General features: G+C 68.9%; 24 protein-coding genes. 11 read left to right on the top strand and 13 right to left on the bottom strand.

The window, feature by feature from the left end; genetic code table 11:
• Nucleotides 1-113 precede the first annotated feature (113 nt).
• The gene (locus HDA44_RS29035; RefSeq protein ID WP_184839789.1) at nucleotides 114-851 is read right to left on the bottom strand and encodes a GntR family transcriptional regulator; all 738 of its coding nucleotides are present in this window, start codon (nucleotides 849-851) and stop codon (nucleotides 114-116) included.
• Nucleotides 852-955: 104 nt separating this feature from the next.
• On the opposite strand from HDA44_RS29035, the gene HDA44_RS29030 reads away from it, so the two are divergent.
• Genes HDA44_RS29030 through HDA44_RS29020 form a run of 3 tightly spaced genes read left to right on the top strand, consistent with a single transcriptional unit; the run spans nucleotide 956 to nucleotide 3146 of the window.
• Nucleotides 956-1708, top strand: a complete 753-nt coding sequence (locus HDA44_RS29030) for a LamB/YcsF family protein (protein WP_184839787.1) — start codon at nucleotides 956-958, stop codon at nucleotides 1706-1708.
• Nucleotides 1708-2313, top strand: a complete 606-nt coding sequence (locus tag HDA44_RS29025; protein ID WP_184839785.1) for a 5-oxoprolinase subunit B family protein — start codon at nucleotides 1708-1710, stop codon at nucleotides 2311-2313. The genes HDA44_RS29030 and HDA44_RS29025 overlap by 1 nt, the downstream gene beginning before the upstream one ends.
• Nucleotides 2310-3146 carry a 5-oxoprolinase subunit C family protein gene (locus tag HDA44_RS29020; protein ID WP_184839783.1) on the top strand — a complete coding sequence of 279 codons (837 nt, stop codon included), beginning with the start codon at nucleotides 2310-2312 and terminating at the stop codon, nucleotides 3144-3146. Before HDA44_RS29025 ends, HDA44_RS29020 begins: the two co-directional genes overlap by 4 nt.
• A gap of 12 nt (nucleotides 3147-3158) precedes the next feature.
• Here HDA44_RS29020 and HDA44_RS29015 read toward each other — a convergent pair whose 3' ends face one another.
• The gene (locus HDA44_RS29015; RefSeq protein ID WP_184839781.1) at nucleotides 3159-3656 is read right to left on the bottom strand and encodes a VOC family protein; all 498 of its coding nucleotides are present in this window, start codon (nucleotides 3654-3656) and stop codon (nucleotides 3159-3161) included.
• A gap of 83 nt (nucleotides 3657-3739) precedes the next feature.
• Here HDA44_RS29015 and HDA44_RS29010 point away from each other — a divergent pair, with 83 nt between their 5' ends.
• From HDA44_RS29010 to HDA44_RS28990, 5 genes are all read left to right on the top strand, one after another.
• Nucleotides 3740-4084, top strand: coding sequence for a UBP-type zinc finger domain-containing protein (locus HDA44_RS29010; RefSeq protein ID WP_184839779.1), 345 nt, complete (start codon nucleotides 3740-3742; stop codon nucleotides 4082-4084).
• A 102-nt stretch (nucleotides 4085-4186) separates the two neighbouring features.
• Nucleotides 4187-4876 carry a hypothetical protein gene (locus tag HDA44_RS29005; protein WP_184839777.1) on the top strand — a complete coding sequence of 230 codons (690 nt, stop codon included), beginning with the start codon at nucleotides 4187-4189 and terminating at the stop codon, nucleotides 4874-4876.
• Between the two features lie 205 nt (nucleotides 4877-5081).
• The gene (locus tag HDA44_RS29000) at nucleotides 5082-5735 is read left to right on the top strand and encodes a hypothetical protein (RefSeq protein WP_184839775.1); all 654 of its coding nucleotides are present in this window, start codon (nucleotides 5082-5084) and stop codon (nucleotides 5733-5735) included.
• A 161-nt stretch (nucleotides 5736-5896) separates the two neighbouring features.
• Nucleotides 5897-6655, top strand: coding sequence for a hypothetical protein (locus tag HDA44_RS28995; RefSeq protein WP_184839773.1), 759 nt, complete (start codon nucleotides 5897-5899; stop codon nucleotides 6653-6655).
• A 137-nt stretch (nucleotides 6656-6792) separates the two neighbouring features.
• Nucleotides 6793-7551: a hypothetical protein gene (locus HDA44_RS28990; RefSeq protein WP_184839771.1), complete on the top strand. Its 759-nt coding sequence runs from the start codon at nucleotides 6793-6795 to the stop codon at nucleotides 7549-7551.
• Nucleotides 7552-7615: 64 nt separating this feature from the next.
• Here HDA44_RS28990 and HDA44_RS28985 read toward each other — a convergent pair whose 3' ends face one another.
• From HDA44_RS28985 to HDA44_RS28960, 6 genes are all read right to left on the bottom strand, one after another.
• On the bottom strand, nucleotides 7616-8617 hold the full coding sequence (locus HDA44_RS28985) for a proline racemase family protein (RefSeq protein WP_184839769.1): 1002 nt from the start codon (nucleotides 8615-8617) through the stop codon (nucleotides 7616-7618).
• Nucleotides 8614-9516, bottom strand: a complete 903-nt coding sequence (locus tag HDA44_RS28980) for a dihydrodipicolinate synthase family protein (RefSeq protein WP_184839767.1) — start codon at nucleotides 9514-9516, stop codon at nucleotides 8614-8616. Before HDA44_RS28980 ends, HDA44_RS28985 begins: the two co-directional genes overlap by 4 nt.
• Complete coding sequence (locus HDA44_RS28975; RefSeq protein ID WP_184839765.1) at nucleotides 9513-11552, bottom strand: FAD-dependent oxidoreductase; 2040 nt, start codon at nucleotides 11550-11552, stop codon at nucleotides 9513-9515. Before HDA44_RS28975 ends, HDA44_RS28980 begins: the two co-directional genes overlap by 4 nt.
• Complete coding sequence (locus tag HDA44_RS28970) at nucleotides 11549-12709, bottom strand: NAD(P)/FAD-dependent oxidoreductase (protein WP_184839762.1); 1161 nt, start codon at nucleotides 12707-12709, stop codon at nucleotides 11549-11551. Before HDA44_RS28970 ends, HDA44_RS28975 begins: the two co-directional genes overlap by 4 nt.
• A gap of 186 nt (nucleotides 12710-12895) precedes the next feature.
• On the bottom strand, nucleotides 12896-13477 hold the full coding sequence (locus tag HDA44_RS28965) for a helix-turn-helix domain-containing protein (protein WP_238352577.1): 582 nt from the start codon (nucleotides 13475-13477) through the stop codon (nucleotides 12896-12898).
• A 31-nt stretch (nucleotides 13478-13508) separates the two neighbouring features.
• Nucleotides 13509-14561 carry an SDR family oxidoreductase gene (locus HDA44_RS28960; protein ID WP_184839758.1) on the bottom strand — a complete coding sequence of 351 codons (1053 nt, stop codon included), beginning with the start codon at nucleotides 14559-14561 and terminating at the stop codon, nucleotides 13509-13511.
• A 71-nt stretch (nucleotides 14562-14632) separates the two neighbouring features.
• On the opposite strand from HDA44_RS28960, the gene HDA44_RS28955 reads away from it, so the two are divergent.
• Nucleotides 14633-15511, top strand: coding sequence for a LysR family transcriptional regulator (locus tag HDA44_RS28955; RefSeq protein ID WP_184839756.1), 879 nt, complete (start codon nucleotides 14633-14635; stop codon nucleotides 15509-15511).
• Between the two features lie 7 nt (nucleotides 15512-15518).
• Here the strand turns inward: HDA44_RS28955 and HDA44_RS28950 are convergent, their stop codons facing one another.
• From HDA44_RS28950 to HDA44_RS28940, 3 genes are read right to left on the bottom strand one after another with little or no spacing between them, the layout of a single operon-like run.
• Complete coding sequence (locus tag HDA44_RS28950; protein WP_184839754.1) at nucleotides 15519-15704, bottom strand: DUF3099 domain-containing protein; 186 nt, start codon at nucleotides 15702-15704, stop codon at nucleotides 15519-15521.
• A gap of 1 nt (nucleotide 15705) precedes the next feature.
• Entirely contained in the window at nucleotides 15706-16155 is a 450-nt protein-coding gene (locus HDA44_RS28945) for a MarR family transcriptional regulator (RefSeq protein ID WP_184839752.1), read from the bottom strand.
• Between the two features lie 59 nt (nucleotides 16156-16214).
• Nucleotides 16215-17144: an abortive phage infection protein gene (locus HDA44_RS28940; protein ID WP_184839750.1), complete on the bottom strand. Its 930-nt coding sequence runs from the start codon at nucleotides 17142-17144 to the stop codon at nucleotides 16215-16217.
• Nucleotides 17145-17190: 46 nt separating this feature from the next.
• Here HDA44_RS28940 and HDA44_RS28935 point away from each other — a divergent pair, with 46 nt between their 5' ends.
• Together HDA44_RS28935 and HDA44_RS28930 are read left to right on the top strand one after the other, a co-directional pair.
• Nucleotides 17191-17490 (top strand): hypothetical protein, encoded by a 300-nt coding sequence (locus HDA44_RS28935; RefSeq protein ID WP_184839748.1) that lies wholly within the window; start codon nucleotides 17191-17193, stop codon nucleotides 17488-17490.
• Nucleotides 17491-17565: 75 nt separating this feature from the next.
• Entirely contained in the window at nucleotides 17566-18378 is an 813-nt protein-coding gene (locus HDA44_RS28930) for a TetR/AcrR family transcriptional regulator C-terminal domain-containing protein (protein WP_184839746.1), read from the top strand.
• 174 nt (nucleotides 18379-18552) lie between these two features.
• On the opposite strand, the gene HDA44_RS28925 is transcribed toward HDA44_RS28930, so the two are convergent.
• Both HDA44_RS28925 and HDA44_RS28920 read right to left on the bottom strand, forming a co-directional pair.
• A complete protein-coding gene (locus HDA44_RS28925) occupies nucleotides 18553-19950 on the bottom strand; it encodes a 2-oxo acid dehydrogenase subunit E2 (protein WP_184839744.1) in 1398 nt (465 codons plus the stop codon).
• Nucleotides 19947-20933 carry an alpha-ketoacid dehydrogenase subunit beta gene (locus HDA44_RS28920; RefSeq protein WP_184839742.1) on the bottom strand — a complete coding sequence of 329 codons (987 nt, stop codon included), beginning with the start codon at nucleotides 20931-20933 and terminating at the stop codon, nucleotides 19947-19949. The genes HDA44_RS28925 and HDA44_RS28920 overlap by 4 nt, the downstream gene beginning before the upstream one ends.
• Nucleotides 20934-20935 lie beyond the last annotated feature (2 nt).

Here is a 20935-nt window from a genome sequence, read left to right as displayed (position 1 = left end):
TTCCCAGCTCATCAACTCAGGTTTCCGCTTGCCGGCGCAAGCCCTTATCCACCCGTGTTGTGGTTCTCCACTCGTATACCGGTGGAGAACCCACAACAGCAGTGGATATCCACTCATCGCGCGCGGAAGGCGGCGAGGATGCGGTGCTCGGAGTCGAGGAGGTACTCGTGCAGGTCCGCGGCGGCCTCGTCGTACTTCCTGGCTTCGAGCAGCTCGAGCAGCGCGCGGTTCCGCCCGATGTACGGCTCGTGCAGCTCGCGCGGCGCCGCGATCACGTGGAAGAGGAGTCGCAGCTCCGCGAGCAGCCGGCCGGTCACCGCATCCATCCGGCTGCTTCCGGCCAGGCCGATCAGTTGCTGGTGGAAGCGCATGTTCGCCGTACCCACGGCCGGCCAGGTGTCCGCCCGCGCCGCCGCCTCGGCCGCGTCGACCTCGGCCCGCAACGGTTCCAGCCGGTCCGCCGGGAGCTCCGGTTCGCGGCCGGCCAGACCGCGGACGACATCCACTTCCAGTACGCGGCGCAACCGGTACAGGTCGATCACGTCGTGCTCGCCCAGCTCGGGTACGAAGACGCCGCGGTGCAGTTTGTAGACCAGCAGGCCCTCGTGGGTGAGCAGCCGGAAGGCCTCACGCAGCGTGTTCCGGCTGACCTCCAGGACCTCGGTCAGCTCGACCTCGGACAGCTGGGCGCCGGGCGGCAGCGCGCCCTCGGTGATGCTCCGGCGGAGGATGTCCGCGGCCCGCTCGGCCGAGCTGCTCCGGTCCAGCCGCGCGACGTCCGCGGCTACGGTCCGCAACCACGCCTGCCGCCCGGTCTCCCGCCGCGTCCCCTCGGCCCCAGGCGTACTCATGACCCGATCATCCCGCACCGAGGGTGAAAAGCGGAACAGCGCTTGCCGGATTGTTGAACAATCTCTAGGCTCGGAACGACGGGACCGAGACCAGGAGGTGGCCGATGGACCTGAACGCTGATCTCGGCGAAGGCTTCGGCTCCTGGCCGATGGGTGACGACACCGCGCTGCTCGACGTGGTGACCAGCGCGAACGTGGCCTGCGGCTTCCATGCCGGCGACCCGTCGATCATGCGCCGGGTGACCGCGCGGGCGGTCGAGCGCGGCGTCGCGATCGGTGCACACGTCGGGTACGCCGACAAGGCCGGTTTCGGCCGGCGCTTCGTCGACATCGAACCGGACGCGTTGCGGGACGAGGTCGTGTACCAGCTCGGCGCGCTGGACGCGTTCGCGCGGATCGCCGGGGATCGGGTCAGGTACGTGAAGCCGCACGGCGCGCTGTACAACACGATCGGTCACCATGAGGCCCAGGCCACGGCGGTGGTTGCCGCGGTGGCCGACTACGACAAATCCCTTCCGGTGCTGGGCTTGCCCGGTTCGGCTTGGCTTCGGCTTGCCGCGGACGCCGGGCTGACCGTCGTACACGAGGCCTTCGCGGACCGCGCGTACACCCCGGAGGGCACGTTGGTGTCGCGACGCGAGGCCGGGTCGGTGCTGCACGACGCGGACGAGATCGCGGCCCGGTGTACGGCAATGGCGACCGGACAACCGATCCGCGACGACTCCGGCGGATCGCTTGTCGTCGAACCGGCGTCGATCTGCGTACACGGTGACACTCCCGGCGCCGTCGACATCGCCCGGCGGGTACGCGGCGCGCTGGAGGGAGCGGGCGTGACGATGCGCCCGTTCACCGGCTGATGCGGCTGCTCCCGGCGGGAGATCGCGCGGTGCTGGTCGAGCTCGGCAACCTCGACGAAGTCCTCGGGTACTACGCGGCACTCACCGCCGATCCGCCGGCCGAGGTCATCGACATCGTCCCGGCGGCGCACACCGTGCTGGTCACGACCTCCGGTCCGCTCGGCGCGCTGTCGCAGGCCCTCCGGGCGGTCACGCCGGCCGGCACTACGCAGGTGGCAGGCGATCTGATCGAGATCCCGGTCACGTACGACGGCGCTGACCTGGACGACGTGGCGCGGTTGCTGGGGTGCAGTGTCAGCGAGGTGGTCGCGCGACACACGGGCGACGAGTGGACGGTGGCGTTCTGCGGCTTCTCGCCCGGCTTCGGGTACCTCACCTCCGCCGGAACGTGGAACCTTCCGCGGCGCGAGTCACCGCGTACCAAGGTGCCGGTCGGCGCGGTCGCGCTGGCCGGCGAGTTCAGTGGCGTGTACCCGCGGGAATCGCCCGGTGGATGGCAGCTGATCGGCCGGACGACGGTGCGGATCTTCGACCAGGATCGCGAACCGGCCGCGCTGTTCCACCCCGGCCGCCGGGTCCGGTTCGTCGACGCGGGTCGTGGATGAGCAGCCTGACCGTCATCGAATCAGGGCCGTTGGCAACGATCCAGGACCGCGGCCGGGCCGGCCAGGCCGCGCTCGGGGTACCGGCGTCGGGCGCCTGCGACCGGGCCGCGTACGAGCTGGCGAACCGTCTGGTCGGCAACGTCGCCGGCGCGGCCGCGATCGAGCTGACGTACGGCGGGCTGGTCGTCCACGCCGACACCGAGCTCGTCGTCGCGATCACCGGCGCGCCGTGTACCGGCGTACCGCTGAACGCGCCCGCCAGAGTACGCGCCGGCGAACTGCTGCGATTCGGGCCTCCGGCAACTGGTTTGCGGACGTACCTCGCGGTACGCGGCGGAGTGGACGTACCGCCGGTCCTCGGGTCGCGCTCGACCGATCTCCTGTCCGGACTTGGCCCCGCGCCACTCACTGCCCAGCAGACGCTGCCGATCGGAACGTTGGTGGAACCAATGCCAGGCGTGGACCTTGCTCCGGTCGCGCATCCGCCCGGTGGCGAGGTGCGGTTGCGGGTGACACCGGGGCCGCGGCGCGACTGGTTCACGGACGCCGGGTGGGCGGCGCTGGTGGAGCAGACCTATCAGGTGAGCAGCAACAGCAACCGCGTCGGCGTACGCCTCGACGGCGCGCCGCTGGACCGTTCCCGAACCGGCGAACTCGCCAGCGAGGGCATGGCCCGCGGCGCGATCCAGATCCCGCCGTCGGGCACCCCGGTCATCTTCCTCGCCGACCACCCGGTGACCGGCGGCTACCCGGTCATCGCGTACGTCACCGAACCGGACCTGGACGCCTGCGCCCAACTCCGCCCCGGCCAACCCGTACGACTCATCGACTGAATCACCATGTTTTCAGGGCCTCCGGCTTCGCATTTCGTCGGCGAAGGTCTCCTGCGCCTTCCGCATGATCGCCGCCTCGACCGGATCCGCGAACAACTCCCCCAGCCGAGCCGGGTCCACATCCTCGACGTGCGTCTGCAACCACCAGATGTTCCCCACCGGATCTTTCACCCGGCCACCACGATCGCCGGTGATCCCCGAGTACATCAGCTCCGTCACCACGGTCGCTCCGGCCTGCAGTGCCCGGGCGTACGTACGCTCGACGTCATCGACGTACACACTCAGCAAGCTGGGCATTTCAGGCCAGTCCGGCGCCGCGTCGAACACCATCAGCACCGCACCGTCGATCGCGATCTCGGCGTGGCCGACCGTCCCGTCCGCGTTCAGGACGCGCAGCCCTGGCGGCACCTCGAACGTACTTTCCACAAACTCCAGGAACCGATCCGCGCCCTTGGCCGCCACGTAAGGCGTCACGGCCGACTTCCCACCAGGAATCCTCTGCGTCGTCATACCCCGATCCTTGCCGGAGTAGCGGACAGGTATTGTCCTGTACAGCTTTGTGAGCTGTTGAGTGATGGACCATGATGGCCGGTATGACGGAGATTCCAGGGATCGACAGCAGTGCTCCCCCGAGCGGCACCGGATGCGCCGAGTGCCTTGCCGCCGGCGGATGGTGGTTCCACCTGCGGCGGTGCGCGCAGTGCGGGCACATCGGTTGCTGCGACTCCTCACCCGCTCAGCACGCGTCCGCCCACGTGACCGAGACCGGCCACCAGATCGTCCGCAGCTTCGAACCGGGCGAGGACTGGTTCTGGCACTACGGCGAGTCCGAGTACTACGACGGCCCCGAACTGGCCCCACCGGCCGCCCGCCCGAACACCCAGCCCGTACCCGGCGGAAACGTGCCGCCCGACTGGCAGACAAAGCTTCATCGATAGACAGTACTTACATCCGCGGCAACCGTTTTGATCCGACTTCGATGAACCGTGGCGCATGGCATCTTAGGACCGCATTGGCCCCGAGTCCGAAGGGCGGAACCCATGCCATCCTCCTACAGCCAATCGTCCGCCGGCGATCCCAGCATCGACGCGTTGTCCCAATTGGTGATCGAGACAGTGGCCCTCGAAGCCAGAAGGCTCGGGGTGACGGAAACCGGCCGCCTGCCGGGGTGGGCGGACGCGGCGATGCACGGCAGCGCCCTGGCGAGCGGCGGGGAGGAGGCGGATCTCTTCAACGGACTCGCCGAGCGACTGGGCGCGGAGTACACCACCCAGAACAACGTGGGGCATCGGATCGACAACCAGGAGTCTTTGCCGGACGTACGCGCCGACGTGGCCCAGGACGACATCGATCAGGCGCTCCGGCGAATCGCCACGGCGATCGTCGAGGACCATCAGCGCACCTCCCGGCGCCCTGATCCGGACCAGATCAGCGCGGTCCGGGAAGCGATGGCCCAGCGACTCGCCGAGAGCCGATTCGGCAACTCGCCCGCCGACGGCCCCGGAACGTACGGCACCCGCCTCGGCCGCGAAGCCGCCGAAGCCGGCATCACGGCAATGAAGCAGGTGCTCCGCGAAGAGAGCCTGGCCCACACCGTCGAGCACACACTGGGCGCGCAAGCCGCCCCCGGCACCGCTCCGGCCGCAGCCGAGCAGAACGGCAACACCAGCCAGAACCCCGCAACCGCCGTCAAACAAACGAGATCCACCGACCACGGCGGCCGCGGCTGAGTGCTTCCGGCGCCGTGCACGGCCGGCAATCCAAACTTCATAGACAGAGAGAGCACTTCAGCTCTCGAACAACACCGTCACAGGGGCTTCGGTGAACCGAAAGCATGCGATGTTGTGACTGCAGTTGCCGCCGACTCCGAAGGACGAGCCCGTGTCATTCTCGTACAGCCAGCCATCTGCTCCCAGCCCTGATCTCAATGCCGACGTGCGGTCCCGCCTGGCGATCGAGGCGGGGGCAGCCGCCGCCCAGCTCCGCGGCTACGAGGCAACCGGGCGGGAGGTGTCGTGGGCGGACGCGGCGGTGAACGCCAGCGCGGCGGCGAACCCCCGTGGACGGGAGGCAGACCTCTTCAACGGACTCGCCGAGCGGCTGGCCGCGGAGTACAACACCGAGCAGAACATAGTGCACTGGATCGACAGCCACGAGTCGCTGCCGAACCAGCGCGCCTACGTGAACCGGAGCCAGGTCGACGAGTCACTCCAGAAGCTCGCCACGGCTATCGTCGAGTCCGCGGACCACGGTGCGCCCGGGACCTACCAGCGGCCTGACCCGATCAAGATCGGCGCGGTACGCGACGCGATGGCTCAGCGACTCGACGACAGCCGCACCGGCAACCCACCGGCGGACGGCCCGGGAACGTACGGCGAACGCCTCGGCCGCGAAACCGCCCAGGCCGGCATCCAGGCAGTCAACAAGGCCAAACAAGACGCCGGCCTGACCCGCACCCTGAATCTGAGCATCGGCGCCCAGGCCGCCCCCGGCACCGCCCCAGCAACAACCGAACAGAACGGAAACACCAGCCAGAATCCCGCCACCCACAGTCAGACAAAGTCCACCGGCCTCGGCGGCCGCGGCTGATCTGCGCGGCAAGCGTGAGAGCAGCGACAACGCTGCTCTCAGAGGCAAACTACATCGGTAGAAAACACTCGCCTTCACGGCAACGCGTTTGATCCGGGCCGGATGAACCTCGTCCCATGGCACCTTGAACCCGATTGACGCCAAGTCCGAAGGGCGAGCCCGTGTCATATTCGTACAGCCGACCATCCCCTGACGGTCCGGTCACCACCTATCGCGACCCCAGCAGCGACGTGTGGTTCCGCAAACACCTCGACAAGCTCGGGGCCGAGGTCGAACTCCTGAACTACGAGGCGACCGGCCGGGACGGAACCTGGTCGGCCGCGGTGATGTACGCGAGCGCGTCGACGCGGGCCGCGCCGGAGGCGGATGTCTTCAACGGACTCGCGGAGCGGCTGGCCGCGGAGTACAACACCGACGACAACCGGGGGAACTGGATCGACACCCACGACGCGCTCACGAACGTGCGCTCGGATGTGACCCAGAGCTACGCCGACCAGTCACTGACCTGGATAGCGGTGGCGATCGTCAAGGCCGAGGACATCATGCGCGTTCATTCGCGCCCCGATCCGGCCATGGTCGGCGTGGTTCGGGACGCGATGGTGCAGCGGCTCGCGGACAGCCGGGCCGGCAGCGGGCCGGCCGACGGTCCGGGAACGTACGGCGCCCGGCTCGGCCGGGATACCGCCGAGGCCGGCATCGGCGCGATCAAGCAGGTCTTCCAGGAGGAGCGGATGGCCCGCCTCGCCGAGGTCGGCCTGGGCGCCCAAGCCGCCCCCGGCACCGCCGCGGCTGTAGCCGGCAACACCCCGGCAGCAGCCGAACGTAACGGCAACACCCCGGCTCCGGCCGAGCGCAACGGCAGCACGCCCTCGACCACCGCCAAACAAACGAGATCCACCGACCACGGCGGCCGCGGCTGACCCTGCCGGTACAGTCGCCGCTCGGCCTGCCCGTCTCCGTCGAACCGCGGTCGAACCGAAACCCGGAAACCCCCTCGGAGCGCTCGGCGTCATGAGAGATTTGTGATCCCCTGACGCCGACTTTCGAGGACAAGCCCATGGTCATGTCGTTCGACTCCTCTTCCGCCGATCGCATCGATCCCAGCAACGCCGAGTGGGCCCGGTTGACACTCGAGGCGGCGACCGTCGCCAACCAGCTCCGCGCCTACGAGGAGAACGGCACCAGGCTGCCGTGGGCCGATGCGGCGATGCAGGTGAGCGCGGCCGCGAGATTGACGTCAAGTGCGGCAGCCGCGTCCTATGCGGGACTGGTGAAGCCGAGGCCCGATGGCCCGGAGGCGGATCTCTTCAACGGTGTCGCCGAGCGACTCGTCGAGGAGTACCACCAGGGTGCGGACGACCTGCGGCTCGAGGACGACGACTCGTTGCCGCAAGTGCGGTTCTACGTGGCCTTTGGCGAGTCAGGCGCACTCGACCGGCTCGCGGAGACGATTTCCGGGGCCGAGTCTTCCGGCTTGTCCGCGGATCACTACTCGCGGCCGGAAAGGACCCAAATGCTCGTCCGGGCCCACGACGCGATGGCCAAGCGGCTCGATGACAGCCGTACGGGTAACCCGCCGGCCGACGGGCCTGGAACTTACGGCACCCGCCTCGGCCGTGAAACCGCCGAGGCCGGCATCCAGGCGATCAGGCAGGTCGTCAAGGACCAGGAACTGACCCGCACGATCGATCGAGGACTCGGCGCCCAAGCCGCCCCCGGCACCGCCCCGGCAGCCACCGAACAGAACGGCAACACCAGCCAGAAGCCCGCGACCGGCAGAGAAACGAAGTCCACCGACCTCGGTGGCCGCGGCTGATCTCTGCTCCGATCGATCGCCGCGCGGATCGCCTCCGCGCGGCGGCCGGCCGAACTCCGGCTTGTTACAGCACGAAGCCGGTGGGGAACGGGTCGTCGGGGTCCAGCAGGTAGTTGGCGGTGCCGGTGATCCAGGCCCGGCCCGTGACGGTGGGGACGACCGCCGCGTACGGGCCGACCGTGGTTTCCTCGATCAACCGCCCAGTGAAACGGGTCCCGATGAACGACTCGTTCACGAAGTCGGCGTGCAGCGAAAGTTCACCGCGCGCGTACAACTGCGCCATCCGCGCCGACGTACCGGTGCCGCACGGCGACCGGTCGAACCAGCCGGGATGAATCGCCATCGCGTTCCGCGAGTCCGCCCCGTCCCGGCCCGGCGCGGTGAACTGCACGTGTTTGCACCCGTTGATCCCGGCGTCGAGCGGATGCACCGGCCGATCGGTCGCGTTGATCGCGTCCATGATCGCCAGCCCGGCGTGCAGAATCCGGTCCTTCTCGGCCCGGTCGAACGGTAGGCCGAGTTGTTCGAGCGGCAGGATCGCGTAGAAGTTCCCGCCGTACGCCAGGTCGTAACCGACCTTGCCGAACCCCGGCACGTCCACCGACGCGTCCAGCGCGTGACTGTACGACGGGACGTTCCGCAACGTCACGCGCTCGGCCCGGCCGTTGCTCACGGCAACATCCACCACGACCAGCCCGGCCGGGGTGTCCAGCCGGACCAACGTGGCCGGTTCGGTGACCTCCACCATGCCCGACTCGACCAGCACCGTCGCGACCCCGATCGTGCCGTGACCGCACATCGGCAGGCAGCCGGACACCTCGACGTACAGCACGCCCCAGTCCGCGTCCGGGCGGGTCGGCGGCTGCAGGATCGCGCCGCTCATCGCGGCGTGACCGCGCGGTTCGTTCACCAGGAACCGCCGCAGGTCGTCCAGGTGCTCGACGAAGTACTCGCGGCGCTCGGCCATCGTCGTACCCGGGACCACCCCGACCCCGCCGGTGACGACGCGGGTCGGCATCCCCTCGGTGTGCGAGTCGATGGCGGTGATGGTCCGGACGGATCTCATCGCAGTGACTCCACTGCCTTCTTCATGTCCTGCTCCAGCTGCGCGACGTGCTCGGGTACGAGGGGCCCGCGCGGCGGCCGGCAGGGTCCGCCGAACCGGCCGACGTAGTCCATCCCGTACTTGATCGCCTGCACGAACTCGGTCCGCGAATCCCAGCGGAAGGCGGCGACCAGCGGTTCGTACAACGCGCGAGCCTCCTCCAGCTTGCCCTGCGTGGCGAGCTCGAACAACCGCACCGATTCCTTCGGGAACACGTTCGGGAAGCCCGCGAACCAGCCGGTCGCGCCCATCAGCAGCGCCTCGAGCGTGAGGTCGTCGGCGCCGGCGATCACGGCCAGGTCCGGCGCCTGCTCGCGGATCTCGAGGATCCGGCGGACGTCACCGGAGAACTCCTTCACCGCGACCACGTTCTCGATCTGGGCGAGGTCGGCGAGTACGTCCGGGGTCAGGTCGACCTTGGTGTCCAGCGGGTTGTTGTAGACCATCACCGGCAAACCGGCCTTCGCGACCTCGGTGAAGTGGCTGATCACTTCGCCGCGGTTGGCCCGGTACATGGTCGGCGGCAGGCAGAGTACGCCGTCGGCGCCGTCCTCCGCTGCTTTCTCCGCCCAGGACCGGGCCTGGTGCGAACCGACGCCGTGCACGCCGACGACCACGATCCCGTCGTCACCGACCGCCTCGATCGCGGTCCGGGCGACGGCACGGCGCTCGTCGTCGGTGAGTGACGAGTACTCGCCCAGGGAACCGTTCGGCCCGACGCCGCGGCAGCCGTTCTCGACCACCCAGCGGCAGTGCTCGGCGTACTTGTCCAGGTCCGGCCGCAGCCCCGCCGGCGCGGCCACATCCTCGGCGTACGGCAACGCGGTCGCAACGATCACGCCGTCCAACTTCTCGCTCACTGTTCCTCCATCGTCTCCGGGGATGTCGGGATCCCCCGCGTCTCCGGTGTCTTCGGCATCTCCCGCGTCTCGCGCATCTCCCGCATCTCCCGCGTCTCGCGCATCTCGCGCATCTCCGGCGTCTCCGGCGTCTCCGGCGTCTCCGGCTCGGACCCGGTCTCGGCGGCGGCGAGATCACGCAACCGCACCGGCACCGCGATCGGTCGTTTCATACTTGGATTCGGCACTTCCCCGGGCCGGGCGACCAGAGCGGCGACGTTGCGCGAACACACCCGCCCCTGACACATCCCCAGCCCCGCCCGGCTGCTCAACTTCAAAGCCCGCCCATCCGCCAGCCCACGCGCCGCCGCCGCGTCGTCCAGTTCCCCCCGCAGCACTTCCTCACACCGGCAAACCACCGTCCCCGCGTCACTCCAACCCATCCACCCGTCCCGAACCGGATACGCCCGCCCCAACGCCCTGGCAAACCGCCACCCCCGCCCAACCAACCGCGCCGGCTGAGCACGCGCCGGTCCCGCCTGCCCCGCAGTAACATCTGCCCCTTCCGCGGTGGGGTGGTGTTGGTGGGTGGTGGCTGGGTGGTGTTGTTGGGTGGTGGGTTGCTGGGTGGTGGGTTGCTGGGTGGTGGGTTGCTGGGTGTGGTGGGCGGCGGCTAGGCCGGCCAGTTCTCCTTCGGCGGCGGACAGGTCCGCGCCACCGATTCCGGTCAGCTCACCGGCAGCAAAGATCCCGGGTGTACTGGTCTGCTGGTCGCCGTCTACGGCAACTGCAGGACCGCCGTCGGGTCCAGTGGTCAGCTTGCAGTGCGCGGCGACCGCCAACTCCAGGTTTGCAGTAAAGCCGAAGCCAACGCAGACGGCATCGACTTCCACCTCGCGTTCACTTCCGGAAACCACCTTCCAGTTGACGTCCAGCCGAGCAACAGTGACCGCCTCAACCCGAGCTGTGCCGTGCGCGGCAATCACCGTCCACCCATGCCGCAACGGAACCCGATGCCGAGCCAGCAACGCACCATACCCAGCAACCTCACGCAACTTGCCAGCAGCAACCAATGGATCGCTCGCCCAGCCTCTGCGCACGGTGCTCAACAAATTTGCCTCAAGCAACGACACCACCCGCGCGCCAACGCCGATCAACGACTCCGCCACCGGAAGCAGAAAAGGCCCGGTGCCAGCGACAACCACCCGCCGGCCAACCGCCACCCGGTGCCCTTTCGCGAGCGCCTGCGCGGCCCCGGCCGTGTACACCCCCGGCAAATCCCAACCAGGAAAGGGAAGCACGCGATCATAAGCACCGGTCGCCAGCACGACAGCAGTCGCATCGATCGAGAACGGCTGCCGCCCGGACGCATCCGCGGGACCTCGCTGAGCCCAGAGCCGACGCCCTTCGATCGCCCAGACAGACGTCTCCGGCAGGTAGGTGATCCGAGGGTGCGCAGCGATCCGATCCCGCTGACTCGCAAACCTCTTCCAATCGTGCTGAATCCGCTCCGGCCGCCGAGCAGCGAGCTCAACAGGCAGCTGCCGATGGTACTGCCCACCAATCGACCGCCCGTTGTCCACCAGCAACACCTCAACCCCAGCCTCCGCCGCAGCCAGCGCGGCAGACACTCCAGCCGGTCCGGCGCCGACCACAACAACACCCGCCCTACGTACCTCCGCGGCTCCAGGCCCCACCTGAACGCCCTCCCCGGACGCGGGCGACGGCCGAACCGACGCGACTCCGGGTAGTTCAGCACCTCGTTGGGTGGTGATGATGTCGCCGGGCGCGATCGTGCGTTGGCAAGCGCGCACGTCCGGGAGACCGTTCACCGTGATCAGGCAGTCGTGACAAGCACCGATTCCACAGAACACCCCGCGCGGCTTGTCACGGACGCGGGTCGTACGCCACGTATCCCGACCGTTCGACAAAAGAACAGCCGCGACCGTCTGCCCCGCGTACGCGGCAACACCCTGTCCGTCAACCGTGACCTCGACCGCTTCCGGCGTACCGACCTCGGCCGGATCGCCCGATCGCGGACGCAGATACGAACTCATACCGCGATCACCGCCGCTCGGTCGACCCGGAACGGCGCCGGATCGACATGCGGCGCCAGCCCGAGGAACTGTTCGGTGATCAACCGCCCGGTCGCCGGCGCGAGCCCGATGCCCGCGCCTTCGTGACCGGTCGCGTGCCACAGACCCGCCACCCGTGGGTCGTCCCCGATCACCGGCAGATGATCCGGCGCATACGGTCGGAAGCCACCGTACGCGCGCAGCACCGGAACATCGCCGAGGAACGGGAACAGCCCGATCGCCTTCCGCGCCAGCTCGCGCAGCACCCGGACCCGGATCGTGTCGTCGAAGCCGATCCGCTCCCGGCTCGACCCGATCAGCACCGTCCCGCCGCGCGTCGACTCGACCACGGTCGACGTCTGCAGATCAGCGTCGCCGCTCCCGACCGCGCCGACGTAGTCCGCGTCATACACCTTGTGCCGTACGCATTCCGGCAGTGGCGCCGTCACCAGGATCATCCCGCGCCGCGGCAGCACCTCGATCGGCGTACCGGCGGCCGCGCCGAACGCGCCGGCCCACGGCCCGCACGCGTTGAGTACGGCGCCGCACGCGATATCGCCTGCGGACGTGTCAACGCCGACGACGCGACCCCCGGACTGCCGGATGCCCAACGCGGTCACGCCCGACCGCACTTCGCCGCCGCGCGCACGCACTGCCGCGAGCAGCGCCGTGGCCGCCAGCACCGGCTGTACCTGCGCGTCGTCCGGGTAGTGCACGCCGACCGTGACGCGCGGGGTCAGCAGCGGCTCCAGCTCGAACGCCTCGGCCGGTGTGATCACGCGCGCCACCACCCCGGCGGTGCGTTGTTCGGCGGCGAACGCAGTCAGCGGCTCGGGGTCGCCGGTCGCCACGACGACGCCGCCCTTGGACTCCCACTCGATGTCCGCGACCGGCTCGGGCAGGCGGTCACGCACCACGTCCCACTCCGCGCGCGACGCAACCGCGAGCTGGAGCTCCGGTCCGGGCGCCTTGTCGGAGACCAGCACGTTGCCCTCACCGGCCGCGGTCGTCCCGCCGGCCGGCCCGTCGCGGTCGATCACCAGCACCCGCACGCCGGCCGCCGACAGCGCCTCGGCGCAGGCCGCGCCGATCATGCCCGCGCCGACCACGACCACGTCGGGTGTCGCGGACCGGCGCATGACGGTTCTCCCTCGCGATGCGTTCGCTAAAATGAACGATCTTGAGAGTACGCGCCGTCCCGAGGACCGGTCAATGCCGACCCGAACCACCCTCGCCACCCCCGCCCCAAACCGGTTTGGGGAGCACAACCGCCCGATCCGGGTAGGCGCCGCTCCCCAAACCGGTTTGGGGAGCGGAGGGGGGAATCAGCCGAGGTGCGGTCCGCCCGCGGCGGCCGGGTACACGTCCGGTGGGTACTCCAGCAGCAGCACCGATCGCACCGGCCCGCCGACCGCCTCGTACCCGTGCGGCCCCGCGGCCCGGAACGCCAGGTAATCCCCCGGTCCGAGCTCTTCGGTCTTGCCGTGCGCGGTGATCCGCAGGCGTCCGGTCAGCACGATGTGGTGCTCGGTACCCGGGTGGCCGTCGGAGTGCTGGACCGCGTCCGGCCGGATCTCCTGGTTGTAGATCTCGAACAGCCCGCCCGGGTGTTCGAGCCGCCGGAGCATCCGCAGGTCGATCGCGTCACCGGACAGTACGTCGACCTCGGCGGACCGGACCAGGACCACGCCGGCGGCCGACGACTCGGCCAGCAGCGCCGACACCGGTACGCCGAGAGCGTTCGACAAACTGAACACTGTTTCGATCGTCGGGTTCCCCGCGCCGGACTCCAGCTGCGACAGCGTCCCCTTCGCGATCCCGGACCGCCGAGCCAGCTCGGACAGCGAGATCCCCTGCTCGTCCCGCCGCGCCCGCAAGTTCGTACCGAGCACTCTTCCCGCACCCATCGCCACGCCAGGGAGCATGCCATATCGCTGGTCAGGGGATGATCCGCCGCCTGCGGAGATCTTCGAAGATGCGGTAGAACATCTGCTCGGTGCCGACGTACTCGTGGAAGCCGGCCCGGCGGGACTTGGACGAGTCGGCGAAGAAGTCGTAGTCCCAGCCGAAGACGAAGTCCGCGAACGGCCAGGACGACACCTCGGCGTACGAGGTCGCGGCCAGCCCGTGCGTCGCCTGCATCTGTTTCCAGACCTGCTCCTTGTCGGCCATCACGTCCTGCAGCGACATTTTCAGCGGCAGCGCGACCTCCAGCCCAAACCAGGCCGCCAGCTTCGGCCACAACTCGCTCCACCGGAACAGATCGCCGTTGGTGATGTTGAACGCCTCGTTCGCCGCGGCCGGGGTGGTCGCCGCCCACACCGTTGCCTTCGCCAACAAACCGGCATCGGTCAGCTCGAGCAGCGCGTCGTACGCGCCCGGCTTGCCCGGGAACCGGAGCGGCACCCCCAGCTCCTTCGACATCGACGCGTACACGGCGATCGCGACCGCGAGATTCATCGGGTTGCCGAGCGCGGACCCGCCGACCACCGACGGCCGCAACGCCGACCACGTCCACGCCTTGCCCTGCTGCCGCTCCGCCAGGAACCGCTGCTGATCGACGTTGAACTCAGGCGGCAGATGCGGCGGATCGTCTTCCCGGGCCGGCGTCTTGAACGGTCCGAGATGCGCGCCGTACACCTTGTAGCCCTGCATCAGGCTGACATGCCGCAACCCTCGCGCGACCGGTTCGATCGCATCGACGACGTTGACCAGCATCGCCAGGTTCGGCGCCACCAACTCGGCCCAGCTCGGCCGATCCTGGTACGCGACGTAGAAGACATGCGTCACGTCGGTCAGCCCGGACAGCCGCGTACGGGTGTCGTCCGGATCGAGCAGATCGACGGCAACGTGCCGCACCCGGCCGGGTACGTCGGTGCCGCCGCGCCGCGACAAACCGATCACCTTCCAGTCCGGCAGCGACGCCAGATGCTCGACCAGATTCGTCCCGATCACCCCGCGGGCTCCGACCACCAGCGCAACGTTCTCCATGCCGAACAGCCTTGCTGATCTGCGCAGATAAATCCAAGGCTTACTTTTCATTGAAGCCATAAACTCAGCTCATGGCAACCTTGAGGCAGCTCGAGTACCTGGTCGCGGTGGTCGACCAGGGTTCGTTCACGAAGGCCGCCGAGCTCCTGCACGTCACGCAGCCGGCGCTCTCGCACCAGATCCGCGCCCTGGAGCGATCCGCCGGTGGACCGCTGCTCGAACGGCTCCCCCGCGCCGTTCGCCTCACCCCGGCCGGCCGGGCGATGCTTCCGCACGCCCGCGCCACGCTGGCCGACGCGGAACGCGCCCGCTGCGCCGCGCGCCAAGCCGCCGGGCTCGAGGCCGGCGAGCTACAGATCGCGACCCTGTACTCGATCACCCTCGGCGTACTGCCCGCGGCGCTGCGCCGATGGCGGCAGACCCACCCGAATGTCGGCATCCGCCTGTTAGAGCACCGCCACACCGATGAACTCGTCGACGCGATGTACGCCGGCCAGGCCGATCTCGCCGTCGGCCCCGAACCGGCGAACTGGACCGGCCGCACCCATGTACTCGGCACCGAGGAACTGGTGGTCGTTGTCGCCGCCAACGATCCGGCCGGATCGGGAGACACGATCGAACTGCACGAGCTGGCCGACCGCGCCTGGGTCCATTACGCGCCGAATCACGGGCTCGCCGATGTCCTCGATCAGGCCTGTACACAGGCCGGTTTCGAACCACGGATCGCCGTCCGTACCGAGCAGACCGCCGCGGCACCCGCGCTCGCGGCCGCCGGACTGGGGCCCGCGCTCGTCCCGGACAACATCCTCCCGAAGGACTTCGACGGCCACATCCTGCATCCGCTGCCGCCCGTACGCCGCACCCTGATGGCGTACACGCGCGGCGAGCCGGACCCGCTCGCGGCGGCGTTCATCGACGTCCTGTTCCGCGCGACCACAGCGCGGACCTGATCCGGGGTCAGCGCTTGTCCTGACCCCAGTTCGCCATGATCACCGCGACCGGTGGCAGCACGGCGGCGACCGCGCTCATCCCGATCGCGGCCGGGATCGAGAACAGCCGCACCACGAACCAGGCCAGCCCGATCAGGGTCAGACAACTCCCCATCAGCCAGAAGTACACCTTGCGGTTGTTGTACCGGGCCATGTCACACCATCAGCGGGAGCGTCCCGAGGGCCTTCACCAAAGGGGACAGCTCAGGCAGCGCGGACGCCTGGTCCAGCGCGGACGTCAGTACGGCGTCGTGGGTCGGCTGTGCCTGTTCGAGCAAGTTCCGGCCGGCCAGCGTGACCTCCGTGTAGATGCCACGGCGGTCGTCCGGGCACAGGTACCGCTGGAGCAGCATGCGGTCCTCCAACCGGTTCACCAGCCGGGTAGTGGCTGACTGGCTGAGCACCACCGCGTTCGACAGCTGGTTCATCCGCAGGTGGTAGTCGTCCTGCCGGGCCAGCACGTCCAGCACGCTGTACTCACTCACTGACAACCCATGCTGCTTCTGCAGCGCGCGCTCCAGCTCGTCCTCGATCCGGGCATGCAAGGCCGCCAGGGTCCGCCACCCCTGCGCCCGCGCCGCCGCGGCATCATCCGGCACTCCCACGGCACCTCCACTGAATACCTGCACACCATCATAGTGATCGGGCAACAGCGCGCGGGGCACTAGCAGGCGCCGTAGATGCGGGAGACCGCGTGAAACGACTTCTTCGGGCGCCAGTGGTATCGGGAGGCCGGATTGGTGTCATCGGATCGGTACACCTTGCACAGGCTGTACGCCGCGATGTCCTCGTCGTGCGGGCGATCGTGCGGCCGGTGCGGCGCGTCCGGCGAGATGAACGTGTACGGCGAAGCGCCCAGAAAGCCCTCGGCCGCGAACACACCCAGCATGTTCGCCAGGTGGTCCGCCTGCTCCTGCTCGTCGCGCACGTACTGCGGTGGGATGACCGGAACGTCGCCGCTGTAGTCGACGATGTCCCACCCCATCCCACCGACCTTCGCCGCCCCGGTGAACGTGCAGCAGCCGAACTCCAGGATCAGGATCGGCTTGTTCCATTGCCGGAACCGTGCGAGTTCCTTGGTGTGACCGGCGCGGTTCGCGTGGTACGAGTAGTAGTCCAGGCCGACGATGTCGAAGCGCGACCAGTCGACTTGTTCGAGATCACTCGCGGCGCCGTACGTGATCCGCCCGTCGAAGTTGTCGCGGGCAACCTTCACCATCTTCGCGCAGAAGGCCTGGAACCGGCGCTGCAGGGCGACCCGATCCAGGTCCGGACGGCTCAGGTACGCGACCCGCTCGGCGAACGTCGCGCCCATCGCGATGTCCGGCGTGAACAGCATGAACTCACAGCCGATCACCAGGATCACCTCGTTGTCGTACCGCCGCCGGAGTCGTTCCGCCTTGACCGCCACCTTGCGAAGCTTCTCGAGCGCCGCCACCTGCGGTTCGTCGAACGACCGCGGCTGGATCGACACCGTCATCCCCGCATCGAGCACCACCTTCGCGGTCCCGATCAGGCGTCGTACGTCGCTGCCGTAGAGACTCACCCAGCTCGCATGCAGCCGATCCCGGATGGCGTGAATCTCATTCCGCACCACCCTCGCACGCCAGTACGCCCGACTGTCCTCATCACCACCACCGGTGTCGTACGCGACGCCCTTCAACTCAAGCCCTCCCAGGACGGTCGCGGAAGCGGCCGCTGACGCAGATGTGGTTCCTGACGCGGACGTGCTTGCTGACGCGGACGTGCTTCCTGACGCGGACGCGGAGGTGGTTGCCGACGCGGTTGTGGTTGCTGAGCCTGTGGTGGAGGCGGACGCGGTTGTGGTGGCGGCGATGCCGGTCGCGGCGGCTCCGGTGGCGGCGGCGAGGCCGAGGAACCGGGCGCGGCTGATGGTCGATTTGTTCATGCCATTCAGCTTTTCCCGGGCCGGGATATGAGTCGTCGGTCCTCGGTTCAGCCCGGGGTGACTTTGGTTGGTAAAACAGTGTGCTCCGATCTGACACACTGTTTTAGTGCGTGCTGCGGATCGATCAACAGTGCTGGGCTCGGTGTGGCTGCGCGACGAGCCCGAGCCGACCCGGGCACCGCTGACCCGAGCCGAAATCGTCACGACCGCGATCCATCTACTCGACCGCGACGGCCTGGACAGGTTCTCCATGCGAACAATGGCGGCCGAGCTGGGCACGGCTGCAACCTCCGCCCTCTACTGGCGAATAGCCACCAAGGACGACCTCCTCGAACTCGTAGTAGACGAGATCCTCGCGCTCGACAACCCCCTCACCCTCAACCAGGAGCCCCCCGCACAACTGGCAACCGAACAGCTGACCCCGAAGGGCGCCGCACCAGGACGTAGAGCTGCGGGGCAGGTGGCGAGGGGGAACGCCGTCCCGAGGCGGGGGGATTGGCGGGACAGAGTGAGTGAGGTGGTGCACGCGGCGTACTGGGCGTTGTCGGAGCATCCTTGGGCCGCGCAGTTGCTGCCGACGCATGCGGGACTCGGACCGAACTACCAGGCGCTCACCGAGTCCGTACAGCAGATCCTGACCGAGGCCCGGTTCAAGGGCACCCACCTCGACGCGGCGATGTCCGCGATCTTCCACTACCTGATCGGATCAGCAGTCACCGACGCGGCCTGGCGCGCGGTGGTCCGCCGCAGCGGCCTGCCCGAATCCACCTGGGCCCAACAATCAGCCGACCGAATCGGCGTCGACCCCACCCACCTGACCGCCTACCTGAACCCCCAAAGCCAAGCCGGCCCCCAGTCCCGCTTCACCACCGGCCTCCGAGCAATCCTCACCGCCCTCCGCCCCCGCCAACTCTCCTAACCACCCAACCCACACTCCCCACCGCCGCACTCCGGCACCGCCACGCCTTCTCCGCCCGCCAACCCGGCGCCCCGGGCCGAACCCTGTGTTTGAGGGGTAGCCCCTTGAGTGCAGGGTTGCCCCCTCGGAATTCCAACAGGCAACGCTGCAGTTGAGGGGGCAAGCACCGAGCGGCTACAGGTCGGCGAGGGCGGTGGATGGGTTTTCGAAGGTGTCGGCGATGAAGCGGAGGAAGGCGGCGGCGGTGCCGCCGTCGCAGACTCGGTGGTCGAAGACGAGGGAGAGTTGGGTGAGTTTGCGGACCGCGAGCTGACCGTCGACCACCCACGGCCGGTCGATGATCCGGCCGACGCCGAGGATCGCGACCTGGGGATGGTTGATGATCGCCGCGCTCCCATCAACACCGAAGCTTCCGTAGTTGTTCAGCGTGAACGTCCCGGAAGTCAGCTCCTGCTGCGTCAGCCGCCCGTCTCGCGCCGCCGCGGTCAACCGCCGGATCTCCCCGTCCAGCCCCCGCGCGGTCAGCGTGTGCGCGTTCGGCACCGCCGGCACGACCAGACCCCGATCGGTCTGCGCCGCCAGCCCGAGGTTCACCCCGGCGTACTGGACAAGTTCCTCCCGCTCGACATCCACGTACCCGTTGAGCTCCGGGTGCTTCACCAGCCCGACCACCACGAACCGGGCCATCAGCGCCAGCAACCCCGGCCCCGGGTCAGTTGCCGTCCGCAACGATTCCCGCAACTCGATCAGCGCGGTAGCGTCCACGTCCACCCAGGTGGTGGCTTCGGGGATCTCCGTACGACTCCGCGTCAGCGTCGCGACAACAGCCTTCCGGAATCCGCTCATCGGCGTACGCCGCAACTCCCCCAACCCGACCCGCGAACCTACAACGGACGCCGCGCCCCACCCCGCCGACGCTCGCGCGGGAAGCATGCTCCCCTCGGGCAGCGTGCTCGGCGCGGGCAGCGGGCTCGGCTCGGTCGGCGTACGGGCCGCGATCGCGCGCTCGACATCGCGGCGCACGATCAACCCGTCCGGCCCGGACCCGATCACCTCGCGTAGTTCGACCCCCGCGTCGCGCGCCAGCCGCCGTACCAACGGCGAAATCACCAACGGCACCGACCGGCCAGCACTACGCTCGGGCCGGCTTTCCGGAACATTTCCGTCACCATGCGCCAGTTTTGTTCCGGAAACCGGCGGTTCCACCCCGCGCCGCCTCCGCCGGCGCCCGACGGTCCCGCTCTCCGCGGTCCCGTACCCCACCAGCACATTCCCCGACCCGGCCCGCTCCTCTTCCCGGTACGCGGCCCCGGCCGCAGCACCCGCCCCGGCCCCGGCGGCGTCCGCGACCGTGATCAACGGCTTCCCCACCAGAACCGTGGTCCCCGGCTCGCCATGCAGTGCTTCGATCACCCCCGCGTACGGCGACGGCAGTTCGACGATCGACTTCGCGGTCTCCACCTCCGCGACCGGTGTGTCGACCCCGATCACGTCGCCGACCTTCACCAGCCAGCGCACGACCTCCGCCTCGGTCAGTCCCTCGCCGAGGTCCGGCAGCAGAAAGGTGTTCACGAGTCCTCCCACTGCAGATCGTCGACCGCGTCCAGGATCCGATCCACGCTGGGCAGCTGGTACTTCTCCAGCTTCGGCGGCGGGAACGGAATGTCGAACGCGGTCACCCGGCGTACCGGCGCGGCGAGCGAGTGGAAGCACTTCTCGGTCACCCGCGCGACGATCTCCGACGACACGCTCGCGAACCCGGTCGCCTCCGCGACCACGACCGCGCGCCCCGTCCGGCGTACGGCCGCGCACACCGTCTCGTCGTCGAACGGAACCACCGACCGCACATCCACCACGGTCAGCTGCCGCCCCTCGGCCGCCGCGACCTCGGCCGCTTCCAGCGCGACCGGTACCGCGGGACCGTACGCGATCAGCGTCGCGTCGGCGCCTTCCCGGCGTACGACGGCGGTGCCGATCCCTGGCTGTGCTTCGGTCAGATCGACCTCTTCTTTCGCCCAGTAAAGCTTCTTCGGCTCCATGAACACCACCGGGTCCGGGTATTCGATTGCCTCGCGCAACAACGCGTACGCGTCCGCGACCGTCGCCGGCGTGACCACGGTCAGACCCGGGGTATGCGCGTAGTAGCTCTCCGACGAGTCGCTGTGGTGCTCGACGCCGCCGATGCCGCCGCCGTACGGAATCCGCAGCACCATCGGCAGCGAAACCTTGCCGCGGGTACGGTTGCGCATCTTGGCGACATGCGAGACGACCTGCTCGAACGCCGGGTACCCGAACGCGTCGAACTGCATCTCGACCACCGGGCGCATCCCGTTCATCGCCATCCCGACCGCCATCCCGACGATGCCGGCCTCGGCCAACGGGGTGTCGAAGCACCGGTACTCGCCGAACTCGGCGGTCAGCCCGTCGGTGATCCGGAAGACGCCGCCGAGCGCGCCGACGTCCTCACCGAACATCACCACCCGTTCGTCGGCCGCCATCGCGTCGCGGAGCGCCTGGTTGAGCGCTTGAGCCATGGAGATCTTCGTATGCGTCATGG

The organism is Kribbella solani, from assembly GCF_014205295.1.
GTDB lineage: Bacteria > Actinomycetota > Actinomycetes > Propionibacteriales > Kribbellaceae > Kribbella > Kribbella solani.
The sequence above is the reverse complement of the archived record's forward strand: the minus strand, read 5'-3'. Positions and strand labels throughout refer to the sequence as shown.

Bases quoted from the DNA above. Each gene is read 5' to 3' on its own strand.
- HDA44_RS29035 (WP_184839789.1), bottom strand. From the start codon at position 851: ATGAGTACGCCTGGGGCCGAGGGGACGCGGCGGGAGACCGGGCGGCAG.
- HDA44_RS28970 (WP_184839762.1), bottom strand. From the start codon at position 12,709: ATGCGCCGGTCCGCGACACCCGACGTGGTCGTGGTCGGCGCGGGCATG.
- HDA44_RS28920 (WP_184839742.1), bottom strand. From the start codon at position 20,933: ATGACGCATACGAAGATCTCCATGGCTCAAGCGCTCAACCAGGCGCTC.
- HDA44_RS29005 (WP_184839777.1), top strand. From the start codon at position 4,187: ATGCCATCCTCCTACAGCCAATCGTCCGCCGGCGATCCCAGCATCGAC.
- HDA44_RS29020 (WP_184839783.1), top strand. From the start codon at position 2,310: ATGAGCAGCCTGACCGTCATCGAATCAGGGCCGTTGGCAACGATCCAG.
- HDA44_RS28985 (WP_184839769.1), bottom strand. From the start codon at position 8,617: ATGAGATCCGTCCGGACCATCACCGCCATCGACTCGCACACCGAGGGG.
- HDA44_RS28955 (WP_184839756.1), top strand. From the start codon at position 14,633: ATGGCAACCTTGAGGCAGCTCGAGTACCTGGTCGCGGTGGTCGACCAG.
- HDA44_RS29010 (WP_184839779.1), top strand. From the start codon at position 3,740: ATGACGGAGATTCCAGGGATCGACAGCAGTGCTCCCCCGAGCGGCACC.
- HDA44_RS28965 (WP_238352577.1), bottom strand. From the start codon at position 13,477: ATGGGTGCGGGAAGAGTGCTCGGTACGAACTTGCGGGCGCGGCGGGAC.
- HDA44_RS29025 (WP_184839785.1), top strand. From the start codon at position 1,708: ATGCGGCTGCTCCCGGCGGGAGATCGCGCGGTGCTGGTCGAGCTCGGC.
- HDA44_RS28950 (WP_184839754.1), bottom strand. From the start codon at position 15,704: ATGGCCCGGTACAACAACCGCAAGGTGTACTTCTGGCTGATGGGGAGT.
- HDA44_RS29015 (WP_184839781.1), bottom strand. From the start codon at position 3,656: ATGACGACGCAGAGGATTCCTGGTGGGAAGTCGGCCGTGACGCCTTAC.
- HDA44_RS28975 (WP_184839765.1), bottom strand. From the start codon at position 11,552: ATGAGTTCGTATCTGCGTCCGCGATCGGGCGATCCGGCCGAGGTCGGT.
- HDA44_RS29030 (WP_184839787.1), top strand. From the start codon at position 956: ATGGACCTGAACGCTGATCTCGGCGAAGGCTTCGGCTCCTGGCCGATG.
- HDA44_RS28960 (WP_184839758.1), bottom strand. From the start codon at position 14,561: ATGGAGAACGTTGCGCTGGTGGTCGGAGCCCGCGGGGTGATCGGGACG.
- HDA44_RS28990 (WP_184839771.1), top strand. From the start codon at position 6,793: ATGGTCATGTCGTTCGACTCCTCTTCCGCCGATCGCATCGATCCCAGC.